The 21,895-nt window shown below is 27.9% G+C and carries 11 protein-coding genes; 9 read left to right on the top strand and 2 right to left on the bottom strand.

The features are described from left to right. The first annotated feature begins 20 nt into the window (after positions 1–20). From brxC to RATSFB_RS04910, 9 genes are all read left to right on the top strand, one after another. Entirely contained in the window at positions 21–3,200 is a 3,180-nt protein-coding gene (brxC, locus tag RATSFB_RS04950; protein WP_014094948.1) for a BREX system P-loop protein BrxC, read from the top strand. Further along, positions 3,193–6,660: a BREX-1 system adenine-specific DNA-methyltransferase PglX gene (gene pglX / locus RATSFB_RS04945; protein WP_014094947.1), complete on the top strand. Its 3,468-nt coding sequence runs from the start codon at positions 3,193–3,195 to the stop codon at positions 6,658–6,660. The genes brxC and pglX overlap by 8 nt, the downstream gene beginning before the upstream one ends. A 177-nt stretch (positions 6,661–6,837) precedes the next feature. Next, positions 6,838–8,868 carry a triple tyrosine motif-containing protein gene (locus tag RATSFB_RS04940; RefSeq protein ID WP_014094946.1) on the top strand — a complete coding sequence of 677 codons (2,031 nt, stop codon included), beginning with the start codon at positions 6,838–6,840 and terminating at the stop codon, positions 8,866–8,868. Between the two features lie 68 nt (positions 8,869–8,936). Continuing rightward, on the top strand, positions 8,937–9,584 hold the full coding sequence (locus RATSFB_RS04935) for a lytic transglycosylase domain-containing protein (RefSeq protein ID WP_014094945.1): 648 nt from the start codon (positions 8,937–8,939) through the stop codon (positions 9,582–9,584). Positions 9,585–9,675: 91 nt separating this feature from the next. Further along, positions 9,676–10,392 carry a pseudouridine synthase gene (locus RATSFB_RS04930; protein ID WP_014094944.1) on the top strand — a complete coding sequence of 239 codons (717 nt, stop codon included), beginning with the start codon at positions 9,676–9,678 and terminating at the stop codon, positions 10,390–10,392. 11 nt (positions 10,393–10,403) lie between these two features. After that, a complete protein-coding gene (locus RATSFB_RS04925; protein ID WP_014094943.1) occupies positions 10,404–12,599 on the top strand; it encodes an ATP-dependent helicase in 2,196 nt (731 codons plus the stop codon). A gap of 18 nt (positions 12,600–12,617) precedes the next feature. Beyond that, entirely contained in the window at positions 12,618–14,597 is a 1,980-nt protein-coding gene (ligA, locus tag RATSFB_RS04920; protein ID WP_014094942.1) for an NAD-dependent DNA ligase LigA, read from the top strand. 53 nt (positions 14,598–14,650) lie between these two features. After that, complete coding sequence (locus tag RATSFB_RS04915) at positions 14,651–16,123, top strand: ABC transporter substrate-binding protein (protein WP_014094941.1); 1,473 nt, start codon at positions 14,651–14,653, stop codon at positions 16,121–16,123. A gap of 122 nt (positions 16,124–16,245) precedes the next feature. Then, positions 16,246–20,583, top strand: coding sequence for a DUF4214 domain-containing protein (locus RATSFB_RS04910; protein WP_044035568.1), 4,338 nt, complete (start codon positions 16,246–16,248; stop codon positions 20,581–20,583). 87 nt (positions 20,584–20,670) lie between these two features. Here RATSFB_RS04910 and RATSFB_RS04905 read toward each other — a convergent pair whose 3' ends face one another. Together RATSFB_RS04905 and RATSFB_RS04900 are read right to left on the bottom strand one after the other, a co-directional pair. After that, a complete protein-coding gene (locus tag RATSFB_RS04905; RefSeq protein ID WP_044035567.1) occupies positions 20,671–21,219 on the bottom strand; it encodes a hypothetical protein in 549 nt (182 codons plus the stop codon). A gap of 72 nt (positions 21,220–21,291) precedes the next feature. Further along, the gene (locus tag RATSFB_RS04900; protein WP_014094938.1) at positions 21,292–21,846 is read right to left on the bottom strand and encodes a hypothetical protein; all 555 of its coding nucleotides are present in this window, start codon (positions 21,844–21,846) and stop codon (positions 21,292–21,294) included. Positions 21,847–21,895 lie beyond the last annotated feature (49 nt).

Raw genomic sequence — 21,895 nt, 5'->3', positions numbered from 1 at the left:
GCTATTTTTTGGGGTGTAATATGTTTATCAAAGATATTTTTGTTAAAGATGTAGGTAGGAATATACAAAGTGTAGTTAAAGTTTCCGAAAATATAGGGAAAGAGATAGTTGAGATAGATGAGTATGTTATTACTCAGGAGATTTTTGGGTACATAGAAAAGTTTATTGATACTTATAAAAATTCTTTTGTTATGAAAAATGATGCAATTGGATTTTGGATTTCAGGATTCTTTGGTAGTGGTAAGTCACATTTTCTTAAGATTTTGTATTATATACTTAAGAAAATTAATTTGGATTTATTAATTAAGAATAATGAGTGCTTGGGATTAATTAAAAATGAACTTGAATTTGTAGCGGGTATTTCTAAGGATGTTATTATTTTCAATATAGATTCAAAAAATATTAAAGAGGAGTCAATGCTTGATGTTTTTGTTAATGAGTTTAATGCTATGAGAGGGTTTTCTTCTCGCTATGGATTTATATGTGAACTTGAGGAACAATTATCTGACGAAAATATTTTTGATGATTTTAAAGAAGAGTTTTTAAAGATTTCAAATGTAAGTTGGGAGGAAGGAAGAGATAAGTTTTACTTTTATAATGAACAGTTAGTTAAAGCGTTAAGTGTTTGTAAGAATTTTGGTTTAGATGTAGCACAAGAGTATTTTTTAAATATTGAGAAGAATTATAAGATGAATATTGACAATTTTGCTCGGAAGGTTAATGATTACTTAAATAAAAATGGTGAAGATCATAGCATTGTATTTATGGTAGATGAGGTTTCACAATTTATAGCTGATGATGTAAATAAAATTTTAAATCTCCAAACGATTGTTGAAGAACTTTCTATTAAATGTTTAGGAAGGGCGTTTGTAATTGTTACAAGTCATGTTGATATTTTAGACATGGTAAGTAATAAGAAATATGATTTTTCAAAAATACAGAGTAGGTTTAAAAATAAATTCTATTTATCGAGTGTTAATATAGGAGAAGTTTTGTGTAATAGACTTTTAGTTAAGAAAGATGAGTTTAAAAGTTTGATAGAAGAATTTTACGATGAGAAAAAATTCTTTATAAAGACAAAGTTTGGATCGGAATTGAGTATTACCAATAATCAAAATAGTATAAACAAAGATAGTTTTATGAGGTATTATCCTTTTCTGCCTTATCAACTTGAGCTTTTAAGAGAAATTATATTTTATATGATGAAAAACAATGTTATAAGCAGAGATATATCAAAAGGTGAAAGAAGTCTTATAAATTGTTTTCAGAAAGTATTAATTAATTTTAAAGATAATGATATTAATTGTGTTGTTCCATTTTATATGTTTTATGATGCGATTAGTGATTTCATTGATTATAATCACCAGTACATATTTTTGATTTTGAAAGATTATACGATGCTTGATGAATTTGATATCAATATATTAAAGGTATTATTTCTTATTAAATATGTTCCGAATTTAGTTGGGAACATTGATACTATATTATCATTAATTATTTCTGATATTAGTTTAGAGCAGAGTATGTTAAATAAAGTTAAAAACTCTTTATCTAAACTTATCAATGAGGGGTTTGTTAATAGAGATGGGGATAAATTTTATTTTTTATCGAAGAATGAGAGAGATATAAATTATAAAATTATTAGAAGCAATGTTAATTCGCACGATATAAATGATTTATTGTGTAGGGAAATATTTGATGAGATTATAGGAATTACTAAATTTAAGTATCGAGGTAAGAATTATTTTGGAATTAATCAATTGTTTGATAATATGGAGTACAAAGTTTCAAAGTCAAATCTAATTGGAATTAAAATTCTTATGACTAATTATGATGAGAATTTTAATTTGGATTTGATAAGAGTAACATCAATTATAGAAAACAATGTTATTGTTTATTTAGATGACGATAAAAATTTAATTGAAGAGATAAACTTATATTTAAAGTTAGATAAGTTTTTGAAATATAATAAAGATTTTTATAAAGAATCATTTTTTGAAATTATTAATCAAAAGGAAATTGAACATTTTAATCGTTTAGAGAGGGTTAAAGTTTTGATACTTGATGGGATTAAAAATTCCAAAATATTTGTAAATGGAGAAATGTTATGTAAAAATTCCTCGAGCATAAATGAAATTTTTAGATTAGCATTAAATGAACTTATATCATGTAGGTTCAATAAATTGTTTTATGTTGATAAAATTTTGGATTCTCCGAGAGATATAGTTGAAGCGTTAAATAATAATAAGATATTAAGTGAAATATTAAATTGTAATTCTCTATTTATACAAGAACTTGAGAAATTTTTGATAGATTCTAGAGAAATGAACATTTCTGATGTTATTTTTCATTTTAAGCAAATACCGTATGGGTTTAATAAAAATGATGTTTTGTTTGGCATTCTGTATCTTGTAAAAGAAGGAAAGTTATCATGTGAATACAGTCTTAATAAACTTGAAGAATTTATATTATCTAGATCGAGCTTAAATAAAATTATTATTAATTTTTTGGATTATGGAGAGAAATGTAAATTTAATATTTACAAAAAATTATTTGAAAAAATATTTGATAAAAAATATTTTGTTAATACTTTTGATGAACTTAAGATAAGTTCATGTGATGATTTTAATGAGATTTTGCACCGTATTAAGTTGGTTAAAAATATTTCAAAAAATAATGGTGTGTATTTAAATACTCAATTTATAAATAAATTTGAAAGTTTTACATTTCAGGTTAAAGATGGGAATTTACATGATATAGATGAGGATTATATATTACGAAAGTTTGATAAATTTGAACTTGTTTATAATTTTTATACAAGTGTTCAACTTGAAATATTTAAAAAAGGTGTTGCAGTTGTAGAAATTTTTGATAAGGATAAGAATTTTATTGTTGATAAAATTGATGTGTGTGAGTGTGCATTCAAAATTAAAAATATTTTAAATAGTGAATCTTTATATAGCAGTATTGCAGAATTGAGAGGATATATTGATGACTTTTATCAAGTACATAATTTATATTTGCAACAAACAATAAAATCTATTGGTAAATTTTTAGATAGTGAAATCTCAAAATTTATAGATGAAAGTTTGTTGATTGATTTAAAAGAGAAGCTTAAAAAATGTACTAGTTTATTTGATAGCTATGGGGTTAAGATGGAAAGTATATTTTTAAAAGATAGAGGAACCATTAATGAATAAAAATGTAGTTAAAAATTTTGCTATTTGGGCCAGAAAAAGTTTAATAAAGGAGGTAAGTGATAGGTTACTTTTAATTGGAATAACCAAAGATTACATACAAGAAGGTGTAAGGTATGGTAATGAATATGAAGATTTTAAAATAGGGGAAGATAAGGTATATAGAATTTTTGGACAAGATATAGAGAAAAGAGAAATCTTAGTTAGGAAAATCAATGAAAGAGGGTTTGATTCTATTGTTGAGGAGGGAGCCTATACTTGGTTTAATCGTGTAATTGCTATAAGATTTATGGAAATTAATAATTATATTCCATCTGGAATTCGTGTGTTGTCATCTTTAAATAGAAGTAAGATTGATCCTGATATAGTTACATATTTTGATGATTTGGATTTTTATGTTGATAGGGAATATATTTTAAGACTTAAAAGTGAAAATAAGGCTGATGAATTATTCAAATATTTATTTATTGAGCAGTGCAATGCTTTAAATGAAATTTTACCGGGAATTTTTAAAAATACAAACGATTATAGAAATTTGATTTTTCCAGTTAATCTTTCTAATGAAAATAGCTTCCTTAGGAGAATTATAGATGATATCGATGAAAAGTATTTTTTTGATAATGTTGAGATTATTGGTTGGCTTTATCAGTATTACATAACAGAGAAGAAGGATGAAATTTTTAAAAGGCTTAAACAAAATATAAAAATATCTAAAGAAAACATACCTTCAGTAACTCAAATTTTCACACCTAAGTGGATTGTTAAGTATATGGTTGAAAATTCTCTTGGTAGGTTTTACATAGAAAATAGTGGCGAGAGTGAATTTCCAGTAGAACTTAAATATTTTGTTGATGCTGAGATTGGGAATGCGGATTTTAAAAATATTTTACCTAAAGATATAAAAATAATTGATCCTTGTATGGGTAGCGGTCATATTTTGGTTTACGCATTTGATCTCCTTTTTGAAATCTATAAGGAATATGGGTATATGGAAAGTGAAATTCCTTATTTAATATTTGAAAATAATTTGTTCGGTATTGATGTTGATGATAGAGCTTATGAGCTTGCATATTTTGCTCTTATGATGAAAGGTAGAAGTAAGTCTAGAAAATTTTTTAAGAGTAGAAATATTAAATTTAATCTTTATCCAATTATTGAGAGCAATGAAATATATGAGAGTGTTCTTGCGAAGGCGAGTATTCTCGATAATGATAAATTTTGTGATGTTAAATACATATTAGATTCTTTTAAGGATTCAAAAGAATATGGATCGCTGTTATCTGTGAAAAAACTTGATTTTGATTTAATAGGAGATCTTGTGTATCCATATTTAAATGAAGAAGAGCTTGAGTGTATGAAAAATTTAATTAATCTCTCAAAGCTCTTAAGCAGTAAGTATCATATTGTTGTGACAAATCCTCCGTATATGAGTAGTCGGGGAATGGGGGAGAAGCTCACACTTTATTTAAAAGAGAATTATCCAAATAGTAAGATGGATTTATTTTCTGTGTTTATTGAAAGAGGGTTTGAGTTAACGCACGATAATGGATTCAACGTAATGCTTACTATGCAATCATGGATGTTCCTTTATAAGTTTGAGAAACTCAGAAAATCTATTTCAGATAAAAATACAATAGTTTCACTTCTTCACATGGATAATAATGTAATGTCAATTGCTTTTGGAACGAGTGCGACAATATTTAAAAAGAAGGCAATTAAAGATTATGAAGGGGTTTACAATTATATTAAATATGAGGATATTAATGCGAGTGGAGAGCCGTTTAATTTTCCAATATCTCAAAATAGGAATTCAAAAATAAAATTAAGATCATTTGATGATGTCCCAGGATCTCCAATAAATTATTGGATAAGCGAGAGGGCGAGAGAAATTTTTAGAGAGCATAAACCTCTTAAGGAATATTTTGAACCAAAACAAGGAATGGCAACAACTGACAATAAAACTTTTGTTAGGTATTGGTATGAACTGAACAAGAGTGATATAGAATTTTGTTCAAAAAATCATGACGATGTAAAGGAAATAGATAAAAAATGGTTTCCATACAACAAAGGGGGAGATTATAGGAAGTGGTATGGCAACAATGAGTACATAATTAAATATGAGAATGCTGGTGAGAATCTCATAAATTTTGTGAGGTCAAAATATCCTCGAATAAGTGATCCGGAGTTTGTGATTAAAAATAGAAAGTATTATTTTAAAAAAGGAATTACATGGTCACTATTTGGCTTTAAAAATTTTGGTGTTAGGTATAAAGACTATGGATTTATTTTTGATGTTTCAGGATCTTCATTATTTCCAGATCAAAAGTATGAAAAATATATTTTAGCTTTTTTGTGTTCAAATGTTTGCTTTTATTTATTGTCTTCTATAGCTCCTACGGTTAATTTTCAGATTGGAAATATTGGAGATCTTCCAATTATTATTAATGATTTGTATTTGGATGATATAACAAGGCTTGCTAATAGAAATATTTATCTTTGCAAAAAGGAATGGGATTTTTATGAAACGTCTTGGGATTTTAAAACTCATCCTTCAATTGAGTTTAGGATAAGTGGAAGACTTAGGGATTCATATGAGAATTTTTATAGAGAAATTGAAATTATGTTTGAAGAAGTCAAAAGAAATGAAGAGAAGATGAACATTATTTTTAAAGAAATTTATGGATTTACAGATGAAGTTTCGCATGAAGTTGAAGATGGAAATGTTTCTATAAGAAAGATTGATGAGAAAAAATTTGTTGAAAGCTTTTTGAGTTATTTTGTTGGATGTGTGTTTGGAAGGTATTCACTAGACTATGAAAAAGTTATAGATAATGTAGATGATATTTTTAAGAGAAGTTATAGAAGATTTTACCCAGAAAAGGATAATCTTGTTATAATTTCAACAGAAGAATATTTTGGAAATGATATTTATAATTTGCTTTTGAAATTTTTAGAAGTTATTTTCGATAGAGAATGTGTTGATGAGAATTTAAAATTTATTTGCACTTCTCTTGGTTTTAAAAGTGGAAGTTATAGGGAGAACATTGTTAATTATTTTTTGAAAGATTTTTTTAAGACTCACTCAAAAATTTATAATAAATGCCCAATTTATTTTGAATTTTGTTCAGGGAAGAATAATGGAATTAATGCATTAACATATATTCATAGATTTTCAAAAGAAGATTTTTTGAAGTTTAAGATAAATTATTTAGATGTTATAGAACACAAATATGAAGATGAAATATTAAAATTTGAGAACATATACGAAAATGAAAAATTTTTAAAATCTAAAAAGTATAAAGAAACTTTAATTTTAAAACTTGAAGAATGTAAAAAATATAATCAAATGATTAAAGCTGTAAGTGAAAAATCTATAAATATAGATTTGGAAGATGGAATTTCAAATATTTATGAAAAATTGCAAATGGAAGGTGATTTTTACAATCAAAATATATTTAAATAATTATAATACTAAATTTTGGTAAATTTAGTATGTTTATAGTTGAATACATGACATTAAATAAAGTATAATTTACCTAAATATATTATAATTTTTAGTAAAATTAATTTAAAATTTTAAGAAATATGATAAAAATATGATGGTTAGATTTATGCTTACGTGCCGCAAGGGGGATAAACCGTGAATGAATTATTGATGGATTTTAGCTTAGCCTCTCCACAGGATAAAGATGTGCCAATAAATATAAAGGTTTCGGGATTAGATGAGGAATTGGTATATAGATTTTGCGTAGGAATTAATGGAGTATGGTATACTATACAAGATTTCTCTACTCAAAAAGAAGTTGTATGGGTTCCTTCGGAATATGGTAATTATATAGTTATGGTTCAGGCTAAAAAAATTTCGAGCAAGAAGGCGTTTGATTATATAGCTAGGGAAAATTATATAATCGGCAAAGACATTGAAGATGAAAAAATAATAAAGTCAGTGCATTTAGATAAAGATAGTTATTCAGTTGGGGAACAATTGGTTTTGAGTGTTGACTCATCATATTCACCAAGTCTTTATAAATTTTGGATAAATGGTCAATATGGATGGGAATTACTTAAAGATTATACATATGACGATAAGCTTATTTTAACTTTAAATGAAATTGGTGAAAAAGAAATACTTGTGCAGTGTAAAAAGCAAGATTCTGAAAATAATTTTGATGATTTTGCAACAATAAAATTTAGCGTTAATGATGTTGGAAAGATTGAGATATTATCTTTGAAAAGTTTAAGTAAAGAACTTATTTCAGGTGAGGAACTAATATTTCAATGTGATATAAATAATGAAGAAAATAAAACAGTTTTGTATAAATTCTTGGTGGTTGATGAGGAAGGTAAGGTAGAAGTAATACAAGATTATTCAACCAAGAGTATTGTTTCGTTTATTGAAAATAGACATGGTAAATTTAGGTTGCTTGTACTTGTTAAGGATCTTTATTCTATAAATAATTATGATGATAGAGCTATTATTATATACGATGTTAAGCCGTATAATGAGATAAAAATAATAGAACTATCTGCAAATTTAAGTTCTCCACATTACACAGGGCATCCAATAAACTTTAATATACAGGTTGAAGGTGGAAAAACTTTATTGTACAAATATGTAATAAATGGTCCAAGCAGTGATGATGAACATTTTATTGAAGAGAGTGGTTATCTAAGGGAAAATTTTTATCAATGGGTACCAAAAATTTCTGGGAATTATAATGTTAAGGTTTATGTAAAAGATGAGAGTACGCCACAAGGTTACGATGTTTATGGCGAAATGAATTTTGACGTATTGCCTTATATTTCTCAAGTAGTTAAAATTTTAGATGTACAAATAGATTCGTACAACAAACACGTTAAGAATAAGCCTATAGGAATTATTGTTAAAGCTGAAGGTGGATTAAAATTACAATATAGTTTTATAATTACAAAAGAGAATAAAGAAGTTGGATATATAGAGTATAGTGATAAGAATTTTTTGACTTTTATGCCTCAAGAGAAGGGATACTATGAGCTTGAGATAAGAGTTAAGGATATGTTTTCGGTGCAGGAGTATGATGCTTCAACAATACTTCATTTTAAAGTATGGGATTATTATCCGGCAAAAATAGATTATATTCTTTATAAAAAACAAGAGTGCTATGTTGTAGGAGAACCGATAATATTTAGCTTGATTGCACAGAACACTAAACAAACGTTATTTAAATATGTTTTGTCTATTGATGATCAGGTTATAGTTGAAACTCAATTTATTAACGACACATCGTTTGATTATGTTCCAACGGTTAAGGGAAAGTATACACTTTCCGTTATGGCTAAAAATAAAAATTCAAAATTAGAATATGATTCTTTGAAGGAAGCTCGTATATATGTTCAAGATTCGCTTCCAATTATGAATACGAAAATTATTTGTGAAGTTAAAGATGAGTATTTGTTCGTCAATAATTCAATATTCTTTGTTGTAAATACAAAAGGTGGACGAGATATTGGATATGAATTTTATTTGATGGAGCAAGGTGAGTGGAGAAGAGTACAAGCTTATAGTAGAAAGAATACTTATAGCTTTATCCCATTTAAAGAAGGACAATATAAGTTACTTGTTCTTACAAAGAGTGAATATAAGACTTGTAACTATGAAGATTATGATATATATGAATTTAATGTGACCTGAAAGTAAATGAATAAATTCCTCCTAAATGAGTAAACTAACAAAAATTATTTAGGAGGAATTTTTTATATATGGGTGCTAAGAGCATTGAAGTAGCTTGTGCCGTCGGACTTCTGATATCACAAGTGATTTTCAATAATGTACATAGTCCTTTGGCATCAAGTATAATTCATCATGATCATGTTGTGGTTGGTGCTGAAAATGAGGTGAATCAATTTTGTTTACAAAAGAAAGGTTATAAAATCAATATAACTAATAATTTTGAATGCATTGAAATTGATCATGATTTAGAAAAGGATAAATGTAAAGGTGAAGTACATAGTGATGTGGATAATGCAATAATGATAGCTTCTGAAAAATATGGAGTTGATGACAAGCTTATAAGATCTCTTATTAAGCAGGAGTCAAATTTTAATCCTAAATGTGTTTCTCATGCTGGAGCTATTGGACTTATGCAAATTATGCCAAATACTATAAAAAAGTTTAATGTTCAAGATCCGTATAATATTTATGAAAATGTTGATGCAGGTACTAAACATTTAAAAGGAATGATAGATAGATATAGTGGAGATATAGTTAAGGCAGTTGCAGCTTATAATTGTGGTGGAAATGCTCTTGACAAAAGTGGATTTAGATCTTTGGAAGATGTTTCTATGCTTCCTAAAGAAACTCGTGTACACGTTACAAATATTATTCACTATTATAATAATGGTTTTTAAAGTAGCTTTATTGGCTGCTTTATTTTTTTATTAAAAAATTATCTTTGTTGTAGTAAAATATTGTTTAGAAATAAATAGGAGTAATGAACTTATGATGAGGTTAGATAAATTTATTGCGAATAATGGATATGGTAGTAGGAAGGAAGTTCACAAATTGATACGGCAAAATAGTGTTAGTGTTAATGGAGAAATTGCAGACAAGCCATCTGTACATATTGATATAAAGAAGGATAAAGTTTGTGTGAATGGTGAGGAGGTTTTGTATACAGAGTTTGTTTATTTGATGATGAATAAACCTCCTGGATTTGTTTCAGCAACTTTTGATAAATTTGATAGGACGGTTTTGGAAATTGTGAGTGAAGAAGATAAAATTCTTGGGCCATATCCAATAGGAAGGCTTGATAAAGACACGGTTGGACTTTTAATTATTTCAAATGATGGAGATATGTGCCACAGGGTTTTATCTCCTAAACGTCATGTTGAAAAGAAATATTTTGTTAGAGTGGATGGATGTTTAAACGATTCATTTATTGGAATATTTAATGATGGAGTAGTTTTAGAAGATGGTGTTAAGTGCAAGTCAGCAAAGTTAAAAATACTTAAGGTTCATAATGATGGGTCAGAGTGTGAACTCATTTTAACTGAAGGGAAATTTCATCAAATTAAGAGAATGTTTGAAACATTTGGATTTTTGGTTACATATTTAAAGAGAATAGAGTTTGGCGGTTTAAAACTTGATGAAAGTTTGAAAGAGGGAGAGTATAGGCATTTAACTGTAGAAGAGATTAATTTATTAAAAATGGTTTAGGAGAGTAGGTTATGGAATTAAGGGAGTTATTAAATGAGGAACAATATAGTGCGGTTACAAGTGTTGATGGACCATTACTTATTTTAGCTGGTGCGGGGTCTGGAAAGACTAGAACGATTACATACAGAATCGCTCATATGATAAAAAATTTAGGTATTAATAGCTATCAAATACTTGCTATCACTTTTACAAATAAGGCAGCAAAAGAAATGAAAGACAGGGTTCGTTCTCTAATTGGAGAAATTTCTGAAAATATGTGGATATCGACTTTTCACTCTTTATGTGTTCGTATTTTGAGGAGGGAAATTGGTAATCTTGGTTATACAAGTTCATTTACTATTTATGATTTTCCAGATCAAAAGGCTCTTGTAAAACAGTGCATGGATATTCTTAAAATTAATCAAGATAATATTGATCCATCAGAAGTTTTAAGGAAGATTTCTAACTATAAAAATCAGTTTATAAAACCAGATGAAGCTATTTCAAATGCTTTTGATTATAGAGAAAGGCTTGTTGCACAAATTTATGAGGTTTATGAGAAGAAATTATTTGAGAACAATTCTCTTGATTTTGATAATTTAATTTTTAAAACGATTGAATTATTTGAAAAACATCCAGAAATTTTGAGTTTCTATCAATCAAAATTTAAGTATATTATGGTCGATGAGTATCAGGATACAAATTATTCTCAGTATTACTTGGTTAAGATGCTCGCTGATATGAACAAAAATATTTGTGTTGTTGGTGATGATGATCAATGTATTTATCAGTGGAGGGGTGCAGATATAAATAATATCTTGGATTTTGAAAAGGATTATAAAAATACAAAGGTTATTAAACTTGAGAAGAATTATAGGTCTAAGTCTACTATATTAGATGCCGCAAACAAAGTGATTTTAAATAATGTAAGAAGAAAGAAGAAAATTTTAAAAGCAATAAATAATGAAGGAGATAAAATTAAATTATTTAGAGCAAGTAACGCAGAAGAAGAAGCGTTGTTTGTTATTAACGAAATTTTTAGACTTATTAAATCAAAGGGATATGAATATAGAGATTTTGGAATTTTATATAGAACAAATTCTCAATCAAGAATGTTTGAGGAAATATGCGTTAAAAATCAAATACCGTATAAGCTTGTAGGTGTTATGCGTTTCTATGAAAGAAAGGAAATTAAGGATATAATTGCGTATATAAAAACAATAGTTAATCCGAGTGATGAGATAAGTCTTAGAAGAATTATAAACGAACCTAAACGAGGCATTGGAGATACAACTTTGTATAAATTATCGGAATATGCTGAAAGAAATGGAATTGGTTTGTTTGATGCGATGGTTGCATGTGCTGAAATTGCAACAATTAGTCTTAGAACCCAAGATATCATAAAGAATTTTGCTAAATCTATTGAGGAGATTAGAAAATATATTGATTTAAAACCTTCAGAGTTTATTCGTTTAATGATTGATAAAATTGGATATATTGATGCTTTAAAAAAATCTAAGGATTCTGATATAGATACACGTTTTGAAAATATTCAGGAGTTTATAAATGCGGCTGTTAATTTTGAACAATTGAATATTGATGGAAATATTGAAGATTTTCTTGAAAATATTATGCTTGTTAGTGAAATTGATAAATATGATGAAAAATCTTCTTCAATTACACTTATGACAATTCATTCTTCGAAAGGATTGGAATTTCCTGTTGTGTTTATGGTTGGTATGGAAAATGGAATTTTTCCAAGTAATAAGTGCTTTGATGATATTGATGAAATGGAAGAATCAAGAAGGCTTTGCTATGTTGGAATAACAAGAGCGAAAGATATACTTTATTTTACATATGCAAACATGAGAATGGTTTATGGTGAAACAGGGTTTAGAACTAAATCTAAATTTTTGGGAGAAGTTCCAAGTAATTTATTATTAAATATTGATTTTAGGGGTGAAGAAATTAATATTTGTGAGTCTATGCCATCAAAAAGTTTTGGGAAATTTAATTATAATCCACTTGTTAGTGATTCTCCCAAAAAATATAATAATGTTTCAAAAGATGATGTTAGAGCGGGAATGAAGATCAAACACAAAAATTTTGGTTTGGGTGTGATCGTTAGAGTTGAGGAGGATACCGAAAGTCCAAAAATTGTGGTTGCTTTTGATAATAATGGAATTAAGAAACTTGGATTGAATAATGCACCGATTGAATTTATTTAAGATTAGGAGAGGGGATTTTTGGAATATAAAATAAAAAGGATACACGAACTTGTCCTATATTTGAATGAATGTTCTTATGAGTACTATGTTCTTGATAATCCTAAAATTGAGGATAAGGAATATGATAAGCTTTATGATGAACTTAAGAAGCTTGAAAAAGAGAGTAACTATGTCTTGAAAAATTCGCCCACTCAAAGAGTTGGAGATATAATTTTAGATAAATTTGAAAAGTCAGTACATAAAGCGAGAATGTGGAGTCTTGATAAGGTTACATCATTTGAAAGTTTAGATATGTGGCACAAGAAAAATATAAATCTGTCAAATGAAAATAATTTAAATCCCCATTCATATATAGTTGTACAAAAATTTGATGGAGTAAGTATAAATCTTGTTTATGAAAACGGGGAATTTATAAAGGCAGCTACAAGAGGAACAGGTGAGATTGGGGAGAATGTAACAGAGCAAGCAAAAACTATAAAAAGTATACCATTATCAATAGATGACATGGGAAATTTTGAAATACGTGGAGAGGTCATAATGACCAAAGATGAGTTTGAAAAATATAATAAGACCTCAGATACACCTCTTAAAAATCTAAGAAATGGTGCAGCAGGAGCTTTGAGAAATTTAGATGTGAGTGAAACGAAGAAGAGGAAACTAAATACATTTATTTATGATGTTGCATATTATAATGATGGAAAATTTTCTACATATTTTGAAATATTAAATTTTTTAAGTCACAATAAGTTCAAGTGTCCTGAATTTAAATTGTGTAATACAATTGATGAGGTCAAGGAAGAAATAAAAAGGATCGAGTCATTAAGGGAAAATTTAAATTATGATATTGATGGTGTCGTGGTTTCTATAAATGAGCTGAATTTACGAGAAATACTGGGATATACGGTTAAACATCCAAAATTTTCTATAGCATATAAATTTGAAGCTGAAGAAGTGAAAACAAAACTTATTAACGTAGAGTGGAATGTTGGACGAAGTGGAAGGGTTTCACCAACAGCAATACTTGAACCTGTTGATATTTCGGGAATAACAATAAAGCGTGCGACGTTAAACAACATAGATGATATTGTTAGAAAAAATGTTAAACTTAATTGCGATGTATTAATTAGGAGATCAAATGATGTTATTCCGGAGATTATTAAAGGTTTTTCTTGCGGAAATTTGAAAGAGATAGATATACCGGATGTTTGTCCTTCGTGTAAGTTTCCTTTAAGTCGTGAAGGAGTACATCTTTATTGTACAAACACAATTTCTTGTAGACCTCAAATTATTAAGTCTATTGTCCACTTTGCTTCGAGAGATGCGATGAATATTGAAGGTTTCAGTGAAAAACTTGCTGAACAATTTTATGAAAAATTATGCGTCAAAAGGATCTCTGATCTTTATAAGATAACATTTGAAGATCTTGTGACCCTTGATAAAGTTAAGGAGAAGAAGGCAAATAATATTTTAAGGTCTATTAATAAGAGTAAAGAATGTAATTTGTATAATTTTATTTATGCACTTGGTATTAAAAATGTTGGACTTAAAACTTCAAAGGACATAGTAAAAGAGTTTAAGACGCTTGATAAAATAATGAATGTGAGTCGTGAAGAACTTGATAAAATATATGGAATTGGTGACGTTATTTTAGATGATATATTTAAATTTTTGAATAATGAGGGAGTAAAGGAAGAGATTAAAAGATTAATTGAACTTGGAATAAAGTTTAAATATGAAAAAGATGTTGAAGTAAAAGATAATTTATTTAACGGGAAGAGAGTTGTTGTTACGGGAACGATTCAAAATTTATCGAGAAAAGAGATTAAGGATCTTTTAGAAAGATTTGGTGCTATAATTTCAGATTCTGTTAGTAAAAAGACTGATTATGTGATATATGGTGAAAATTCTGGGAGCAAATTATTGAAGGCACAGGAATTAAATGTAAATACAATTTCTGAAGATGAATTTAATAAGATTACTAAAAAACTAGGAATATAAAATACAAAATATGGAATTATCCTTATATATTTTAAAATTTTAGTAGGTGTTTTATGAGGGTAATTAAGATAATTTTATTAATAGCCTTTCTAGTTTTTAATTTAGTGTTTAATATTTTTCAAGAAAAAGATATTATTTTGGATAAACCAAGTTTGAGTATTGGAGTTGTAAATATTCCTGAAAATTTGGTTTATCTTTCTAATGATGATTACGTTAGTAATGTTATGCTTGGAAATTTGTTTGAAGGTCTTGTGAATCTTACAGCTGATGGAAATATTTCATCTGGGATTGCAGAAAGATATACGGTTTCTAGTGATGGACTTGAGTATAGATTTTATATAAGAAATGATGCGTACATGAGTACAGGAAATCCAATAAGATCTCAAGATTTTGTGAATTTTTTCAAAGATATTTTAGATAAAGACAAAGATAAATTTTATTATGATGAATTGAAGTTTATTGTTGGTGTGGAGGAATACTATAAAGGGAACATACTTTTTGAACAAGTTGGTATTGAAGCTTTAAAAGATGATGTTCTTGTTATTAAACTTAAACAAAGAGATGAAATGTTTTTGAAAAATTTAACAAAGGACAAATTTTCTTTGAGAGAGAATTTTAAATATTTATATAATTACAAAGATTTTTATGAGTACATATCTTATTCGGGAGCATATAAAATATCTTCTGTTAAGGAGGATTATAATGGTAATTTGCAAATAGTATTATCACCAAATGAATACTACTATTTGAATAATTACAAGGCAGTAAACGGAAAGTTATATTCTGTGCTTAAAGATAGGGAAGTTGTGATTGAAGTATTTCCAACTCGTGAATTTGCTCTTGAATCTTATAAATCGGGTAAATTAAATTTTGTACTTGATATGGCATACAATTGTGTTTCAGATTATTTTGATTCTGATCAAATTTATTATGTACATAATGAAGAGTCAAAAATGAGTTTTGATTTAGATGAGTATATAAATGATGAGTTGGATGTTGATGATGGGAGTGCAGAGGTTTCAACAAAAATTGAAGATGAGCAGAAAGATGAAGAAGGAAATATAGTTAAAATTGAAGATAATAAGATTGATAAAGGGAACTTTTTAAATTTTATAGTTGATGTTAAAGATATAAGACATATAAATGGCATTACTGGAGATGGTTTAAATAAGTACAAATTTAATACAGAGTATTTGAAAAAAGAGTTTGAAAAATATAATTTTGAAGATAAGATGAATTTAAAGATTGTTACTTATTCTGATGACAACTATATAGAACTTGCGAGGAATTTGAAAAATTTTCTATATGAGGAGTTTAATTTATCAAGTAATGTTATTGCGTTTGATGAGGATTATATAAAAAATGTTTTAACTAAAGATGATTATGATATTTTAATTTCTAACGAAGATATTAAATCAGATATAAAAACTATAAATTTTGATAAGCCTAATTTGATATTATCAAATAAAAATTTAGGTAATAACATTGATGGAAATGGTACTATCATAATAGATGATATAACATAAAATTAAGAGAGCTTTGACCATTTGGTTTTAGGCTCTCTTTTTTTGTGAATATGAATAAATTATTAAAAATTTTTAAAACTAATATCTATGCTTTTAATAAATTCGGTAGGGGGTTAGTTTGTGTGAAGAGTTTATTTAAAATGATGATTAGGTTTGTTTTTTTTGTAATATTGTGTTTGAATTTATGCATTAAAGTAAGTTATACACTGGATAAAATAGATGTTCCTATTTACATAGTTGAGAGTGGAAATTTTGTTGAAATTGTAGTAGATGATGCATTTGGATATGAAATTAATAAAGTTAGTTTAAAAGATTTGATTTCTGGAAATGAAATTAAAATTAATGAAATTGATAAACGATTTTTTATATATGACAAGTTAGAAGATGGTACTGGGTATGAGATAAAAATTTCATTAATTGATAGATCATCATTTAAAACAATTAATCAAGTTTCGAAGTTTAAATATTTAAACAATAGTTTTGACGTTAATAATATTGGAATTAATACTTGTGATGTTATGTTTAAATATGATAAAAAGAATCTGATTTTTATAAATGGAATTGAGCTTTATGGTAAAAAATTTGGAGATGAAGGTAAAGAAGATAGATTTGACTTTCATATAAAGAAATCAAAGAAGGAAATAAATAATCTCAGAAATATTTTTAAGTTTAATAATATTTCGTTACATCCATCTACCACATATGATATCAGATATGTCATTAATTTAAAGGATAATGTTAATTTAGTATTTGATAAGCATATAAAGACTAAAGATTTTGATATTTTGGATATGAGTTCAAAAATGATTAATAATAATCAGCTTGAATTAAAATGGGATGTCACATCAAATAATTTTAAATTTATCAATAATGATTCAATTAATATTTATATCAAAGGTAAGGGTGATATAAATTATTCAGTTGATCCAGATATTAGAATAAATGATGAAAAGGTTAACTCAACTGTTATTGAATTAAAAGAATTATCCCCTATTTATGATATAAAGCTTGCTTATAAGTTTGGAGATGGAGTTATTGAAAAAGAGATAGGTCAGACTAATGATTGTTATAATCTTAATACGGATATTAAGATAAAAAATTTAAGAGATTTATTTATACAATTTGATTTCATTAAAAATTTAAATTTTAAATCCGGGGATAGGTTAAACATTTATATTGAGGAGAAGGATGATAAATTATCCAGAAAGAAAGTTAGGTCTATAGATTTAAAAGATCAAATTCAGGGAAATAGTGTTGATTATAAAAATTTGAAAACGAATACAGAATATAGTATTGATTATGAAATTTTAAATTCATATGATGAATCTTTGATAATTAAAAATGAAACTTTCAGAACTCTTCCATTTGAAATTAAAAATATTAGTGCCAAGCCTATAGTTGATAGTGATGGAAATTTAAATGTTAAACTTAGATGGGAAATAACTGAGCCTAATTTTAGATTTGGGAGTAATGATTCATTAAAAGTTTTTATTAAAGAAAAGAATGATTCGGAATATCCAAATGATTCGCAATTTTATGCAAATAGAGATTTAAGCAGATTGGGATCTTGTATTTTAAATTTGGGGAGAGATATAAACAAAGAATATGATTTTAAATTTGTTTATGATATAGATGGAAAAGAATATGTAAGCTATGGTGATTTAAAAAATAATGCACTTGTTAGAACACAATCTGAAGGTACATCATATTCAAACGGTGAAACAAATAATACTGGGGAAGCTAACAATCAAAATAATACGGTAAAAGTTTCTATTAAAGATAAAAAAGTTAATGAAGTTATATTTCAGCTTGAGTATTCTGAAGATTTTACGTTTGAAGAAGGTGACAGTATAAGATTATTTAAAAAACTTAGAAATGGTTCTGCAAAGAATTTTTCTAGTGAGCCTGATAAAGAGTACATCCATGCTAGTAATGGAGAAAACCAAATTGATTTGAAAAATATAAAAGAGGTGAGCATTGGATACCTAATTCCAGAGAAAGAATATGATTTTAAGATTGAGTTTAAGACAAAAAATGAGCTAAAGGATAAAGATACTATAATTGAATCTGGAAGTGGTGACGGTAGTAGTGGAGGATCTGGAAGCGGATCTGATACTGGAGGTGGTTCGACTGGAGGAGGAACAGAATCAGGTGGAGAAGATTCGGGAAGCAATGGAGATTTATCTGACGGAAATGGTTCAAATGGTGATGACAATCAAGAAAATGGTGAAGGATCTGATGATAGCAGCAGTGAAGAGGAAGAAGGTGATGAAGAAGAAACAGAAGATAGTGAAGATGTGTCTACTGGAACAGAAGGTTCAGAAGATAGTGGAAATACTGGAACAGTAGAAGGTGGAGGTTCATCTGAAGAAACAGGAAAAACAGAGGAAACAGAAGAAGAACCTTCAAGCTCTAATAAAAAATATAGTGTTAGAAATACAGAAGAAAGAAAAACTTTAGAAAAGACATTTGAAAATCAGAAAACTAGCTCATTTACTATAGATGAATTTAAAACAACGTCAATTAGACCAAATAGTGTAAGTTTTGAGTGGAAAGTATCTGGAGAACCTACGACTTTTGATGAGAAAGATAAAGTTGAGATTTATATTAAAAGAAAGATTGTTAATGGATATCCTGCAGGATCTTCATTTTCAAAAGTTGGTTCTGAGGTTAGCGGAGTGTTTAAAGGTGATGGGACTGTAACTTATATGGATATGGATTATACAGCTAAGCTTGTTTACACAATAAGTAATGTTAAATTTGAAAAGACTGTGGAATTTAAAACAACGCATGCAGATGCGTCTATAAAATTAGAAAGTACGACAGAGTATTATGCAATTTTAAATATTGCAGCTCCACAAGATTATATATTTGCAAATGGAGATTATGTAGAAATATATGTAAAGAAGCGAAGTGATAATAAGTATCCTAAAGAACCTAATATAATTTCATTCCATGGTGAGAGTAATAAGTTAGAAGATTTAACGAAATTTAATATACTTCCTGTATTGCCAGATATGGATTATGATGTTCTTCTTACGTATAAAACGAAAGCAAATGATATTGAAGATAAAACAATGCAGTTTAGAACAAAGAAATTAGAATTTAGTAATTGTAGGATAGATTCCATGAAAGGTAACACACTTAGAATAAAAACTGATTTTGGTAATGATATGGTGGTTATGGATTATTTAGATATATATGTTGATACTTTCTATAAATTGGCAGATCATAAACAGTATAATAGTGATTCTATATTTAGTGGTAGTCGTAATGAAATATTTGATTTTGAGTGTACGATTCCAGATAATACAAAAGATTATGATTTGTTGATTTCTTACAATCCACATGGATATTTTAATGAAGTTTATTTTGTAGATTTTGAACTTGAGTATAGAGGAATTAAGCCAACTGTTGAAGAGGGCGAGAAATATGAAGATGAATTTACTAAAAGTACGTTTGATCTTAAGTGGTCTTATGGAGAGAATACAAAGTTTTTAGAAGGAGATAAGTTAAACATTTATTTGAAGACAGTTAAAAAGGCAGAACAGGGTGAAGAAAATGAGGATTCCTCAAACGAAAAGAAAGAATCTGATATTGTAATTGGGGATGAATATGTAAAAATTCATACTATTGAATCAGATATAATTTCAGTTACAAGTTTTAATTTAGATCAATTTTTAACTGATGATACAGATTATATTGTTATGATAGAACCTGTTACAGAGAAATTTACAATAGGTGCAGGCAAAACAGAATTTTATGTTGAGAAAATTATTAAGAATGAACCTGTAGATGAAACAATTTTTGAGCAACCTGTTGAAATTGAAAGATTTGATGGAATAGGTAATCAATTTGCATTTCCTATTCCTGATCTCGGAGATATAAGTTTGACAGAAGAGATGGATATATTATGTGATATAGATGGAATATCTGCTCGAATTAATGAAGATGGAAATATTGGAGTTGAAGGACTTGTGCCAGGTAAGGAATATCCTTCAATAGAGGTTAGAATTGTAGTAGAAGAAGGGAAGGAGATTATATTTAATATACAAAATATAATCCTCGAAGCTGAGAATCCTAGGCAATCATTTTTATACAATGTGTATGATAGAGCATTCTTAAGAGCCCCTGACGAACTTGGTTATGATTATTGGATTAATAGATTAAATAATCAAGATATAGGAGCAAGAGATTTTTTGATTAATTTATTGTTTGCGGAAAAAGAGTTTTCAGAACTTGAATATACCACAGATAAATTAATTGAAATACTTTATTCTATAGTTGTTGATAGAGATCCGGATGAGGAAGGTTTGAGATTCTGGATAGATTTTTACAACAATGAATCACTTGTAAATGCAAATGGAGATGTATTTAATGCAAAGAAACACGTGGTGGATAGAATGATTAATGAAGAAGAATTTATGAAAATGGTAGTTGGAATGGGATTAAAATATTAATTTTTGGAGAAGCTTAATGCTTCTCCATTTTAGTTTTTGTATAAAAATAAACAGCAAACCTATAAATAAGAATGCTGTTTTTAAACATTATTTCTTTGTTGATATTCTGACTATAATTTTATTGCCTGATGAACTTTCATCTGTTGATGCAGATGATCTACTCCCATCGACTATTGCTTTTGAGTTTTGTTTCTTATCATCTATACTTTTATATGATTTAGGGGTAGGTCTTTTTGATGTAGTATTTTCATCATTTTGTTCATTCTCAACTTCAGCATTAGAATTTGATATTACTTTAGCTTTACTTCTTCTTCTATTTGAAGATTCGTCTTCACTACCACTCCTTGAAGTTGAGCTTAATTTGCTTCTATAATTTCTAGAGTTTTGGTTTGATTTGCTTTCTGTTTCACTATTTTCTTTTGATACGCTTGTCTTAGCATTTGATGTTGGTCTTTTTGATGTAGAAGTTGAAGTGTTTGTATTTCTGGTTGATCTTGTTTGGGATGTTCTACTAGCAGCATGAGCCTCTTCAGCTCCTCCCCCTATGCTAGCACCTATACCAGCGACAACTCCAAGAGCAGCACCTAAGGCAACAGCCTTTTTAGCTATTTCTTTTTTATTCTTTTTATTAGACACTTCTAAATACACCTCCATGTTTAGAAAATCCGTTACATTATATTAAAAGGACACTTTTCAGTGTCCATTAAATTATTTTCTTGCAGTTGAAACGCTAACAACGACTTTATTTGTTTTCTCAGTTGATGAAGACCTTGAAGCCATATCTTTATTTTGTTGAGCTTTAGACTTAGACCTTTTAGAACTTACAGAAGAGTGAGAAGTAGACTTCTTAGCATCTTCTTGTTTGTTAGTTGTAGTTCTTCCAGTACTTGAAGTTGAAGTAGTAGATCTTCTTCCAGTACTTGTACTAGTTGTTGCCTCTTCTGTAGTAGTATCTGTAGTAGTTTTAGCATCAGCTACCTTAGCAGAAACCTTTCTGTTAGCTGAACTTCTTGTAGTTCTAGAAGAAGTTCCTGTAGTATTTGCAGATGAAGCGTTAGAAGAAGGTCTTTTAGTAGTAGTTGTACTTTGTTCAGAGTTAGTAGTTGTAGTAGAAGATTGGGAAGGTCTTCTAGCAGCATGAGCTTCTTCAGCACCACCACCCATAGTAGCACCGATACCAGCAACAACACCAAGAGCAGCACCAAGGGCTACAGCCTTTTTAGCGATATCTTTCTTATTATTTTTTTTAGATGAATTACTCATTATAAAATACCTCCTTGTTTGAAAAACAATCCTATAAAAATTTTTGTTA

The organism is Candidatus Arthromitus sp. SFB-rat-Yit, from assembly GCF_000283555.1.
Classification (GTDB): Bacteria; Bacillota; Clostridia; order Clostridiales; family Clostridiaceae; genus Dwaynesavagella.
Note: the sequence above shows the minus strand (reverse complement) of the source record. Positions and strands in the feature narration are given on the sequence as shown.

What these genes read in the sequence shown, in the direction of transcription:
- RATSFB_RS04900 (WP_014094938.1), bottom strand. Translation starts at nt 21,846, where the DNA reads ATGAGTAATTCATCTAAAAAAAATAATAAGAAAGATATCGCTAAAAAG.
- RATSFB_RS04935 (WP_014094945.1), top strand. Translation starts at nt 8,937, where the DNA reads ATGGGTGCTAAGAGCATTGAAGTAGCTTGTGCCGTCGGACTTCTGATA.
- RATSFB_RS04930 (WP_014094944.1), top strand. Translation starts at nt 9,676, where the DNA reads ATGATGAGGTTAGATAAATTTATTGCGAATAATGGATATGGTAGTAGG.
- RATSFB_RS04925 (WP_014094943.1), top strand. Translation starts at nt 10,404, where the DNA reads ATGGAATTAAGGGAGTTATTAAATGAGGAACAATATAGTGCGGTTACA.
- brxC (WP_014094948.1), top strand. Translation starts at nt 21, where the DNA reads ATGTTTATCAAAGATATTTTTGTTAAAGATGTAGGTAGGAATATACAA.
- RATSFB_RS04915 (WP_014094941.1), top strand. Translation starts at nt 14,651, where the DNA reads ATGAGGGTAATTAAGATAATTTTATTAATAGCCTTTCTAGTTTTTAAT.
- pglX (WP_014094947.1), top strand. Translation starts at nt 3,193, where the DNA reads ATGAATAAAAATGTAGTTAAAAATTTTGCTATTTGGGCCAGAAAAAGT.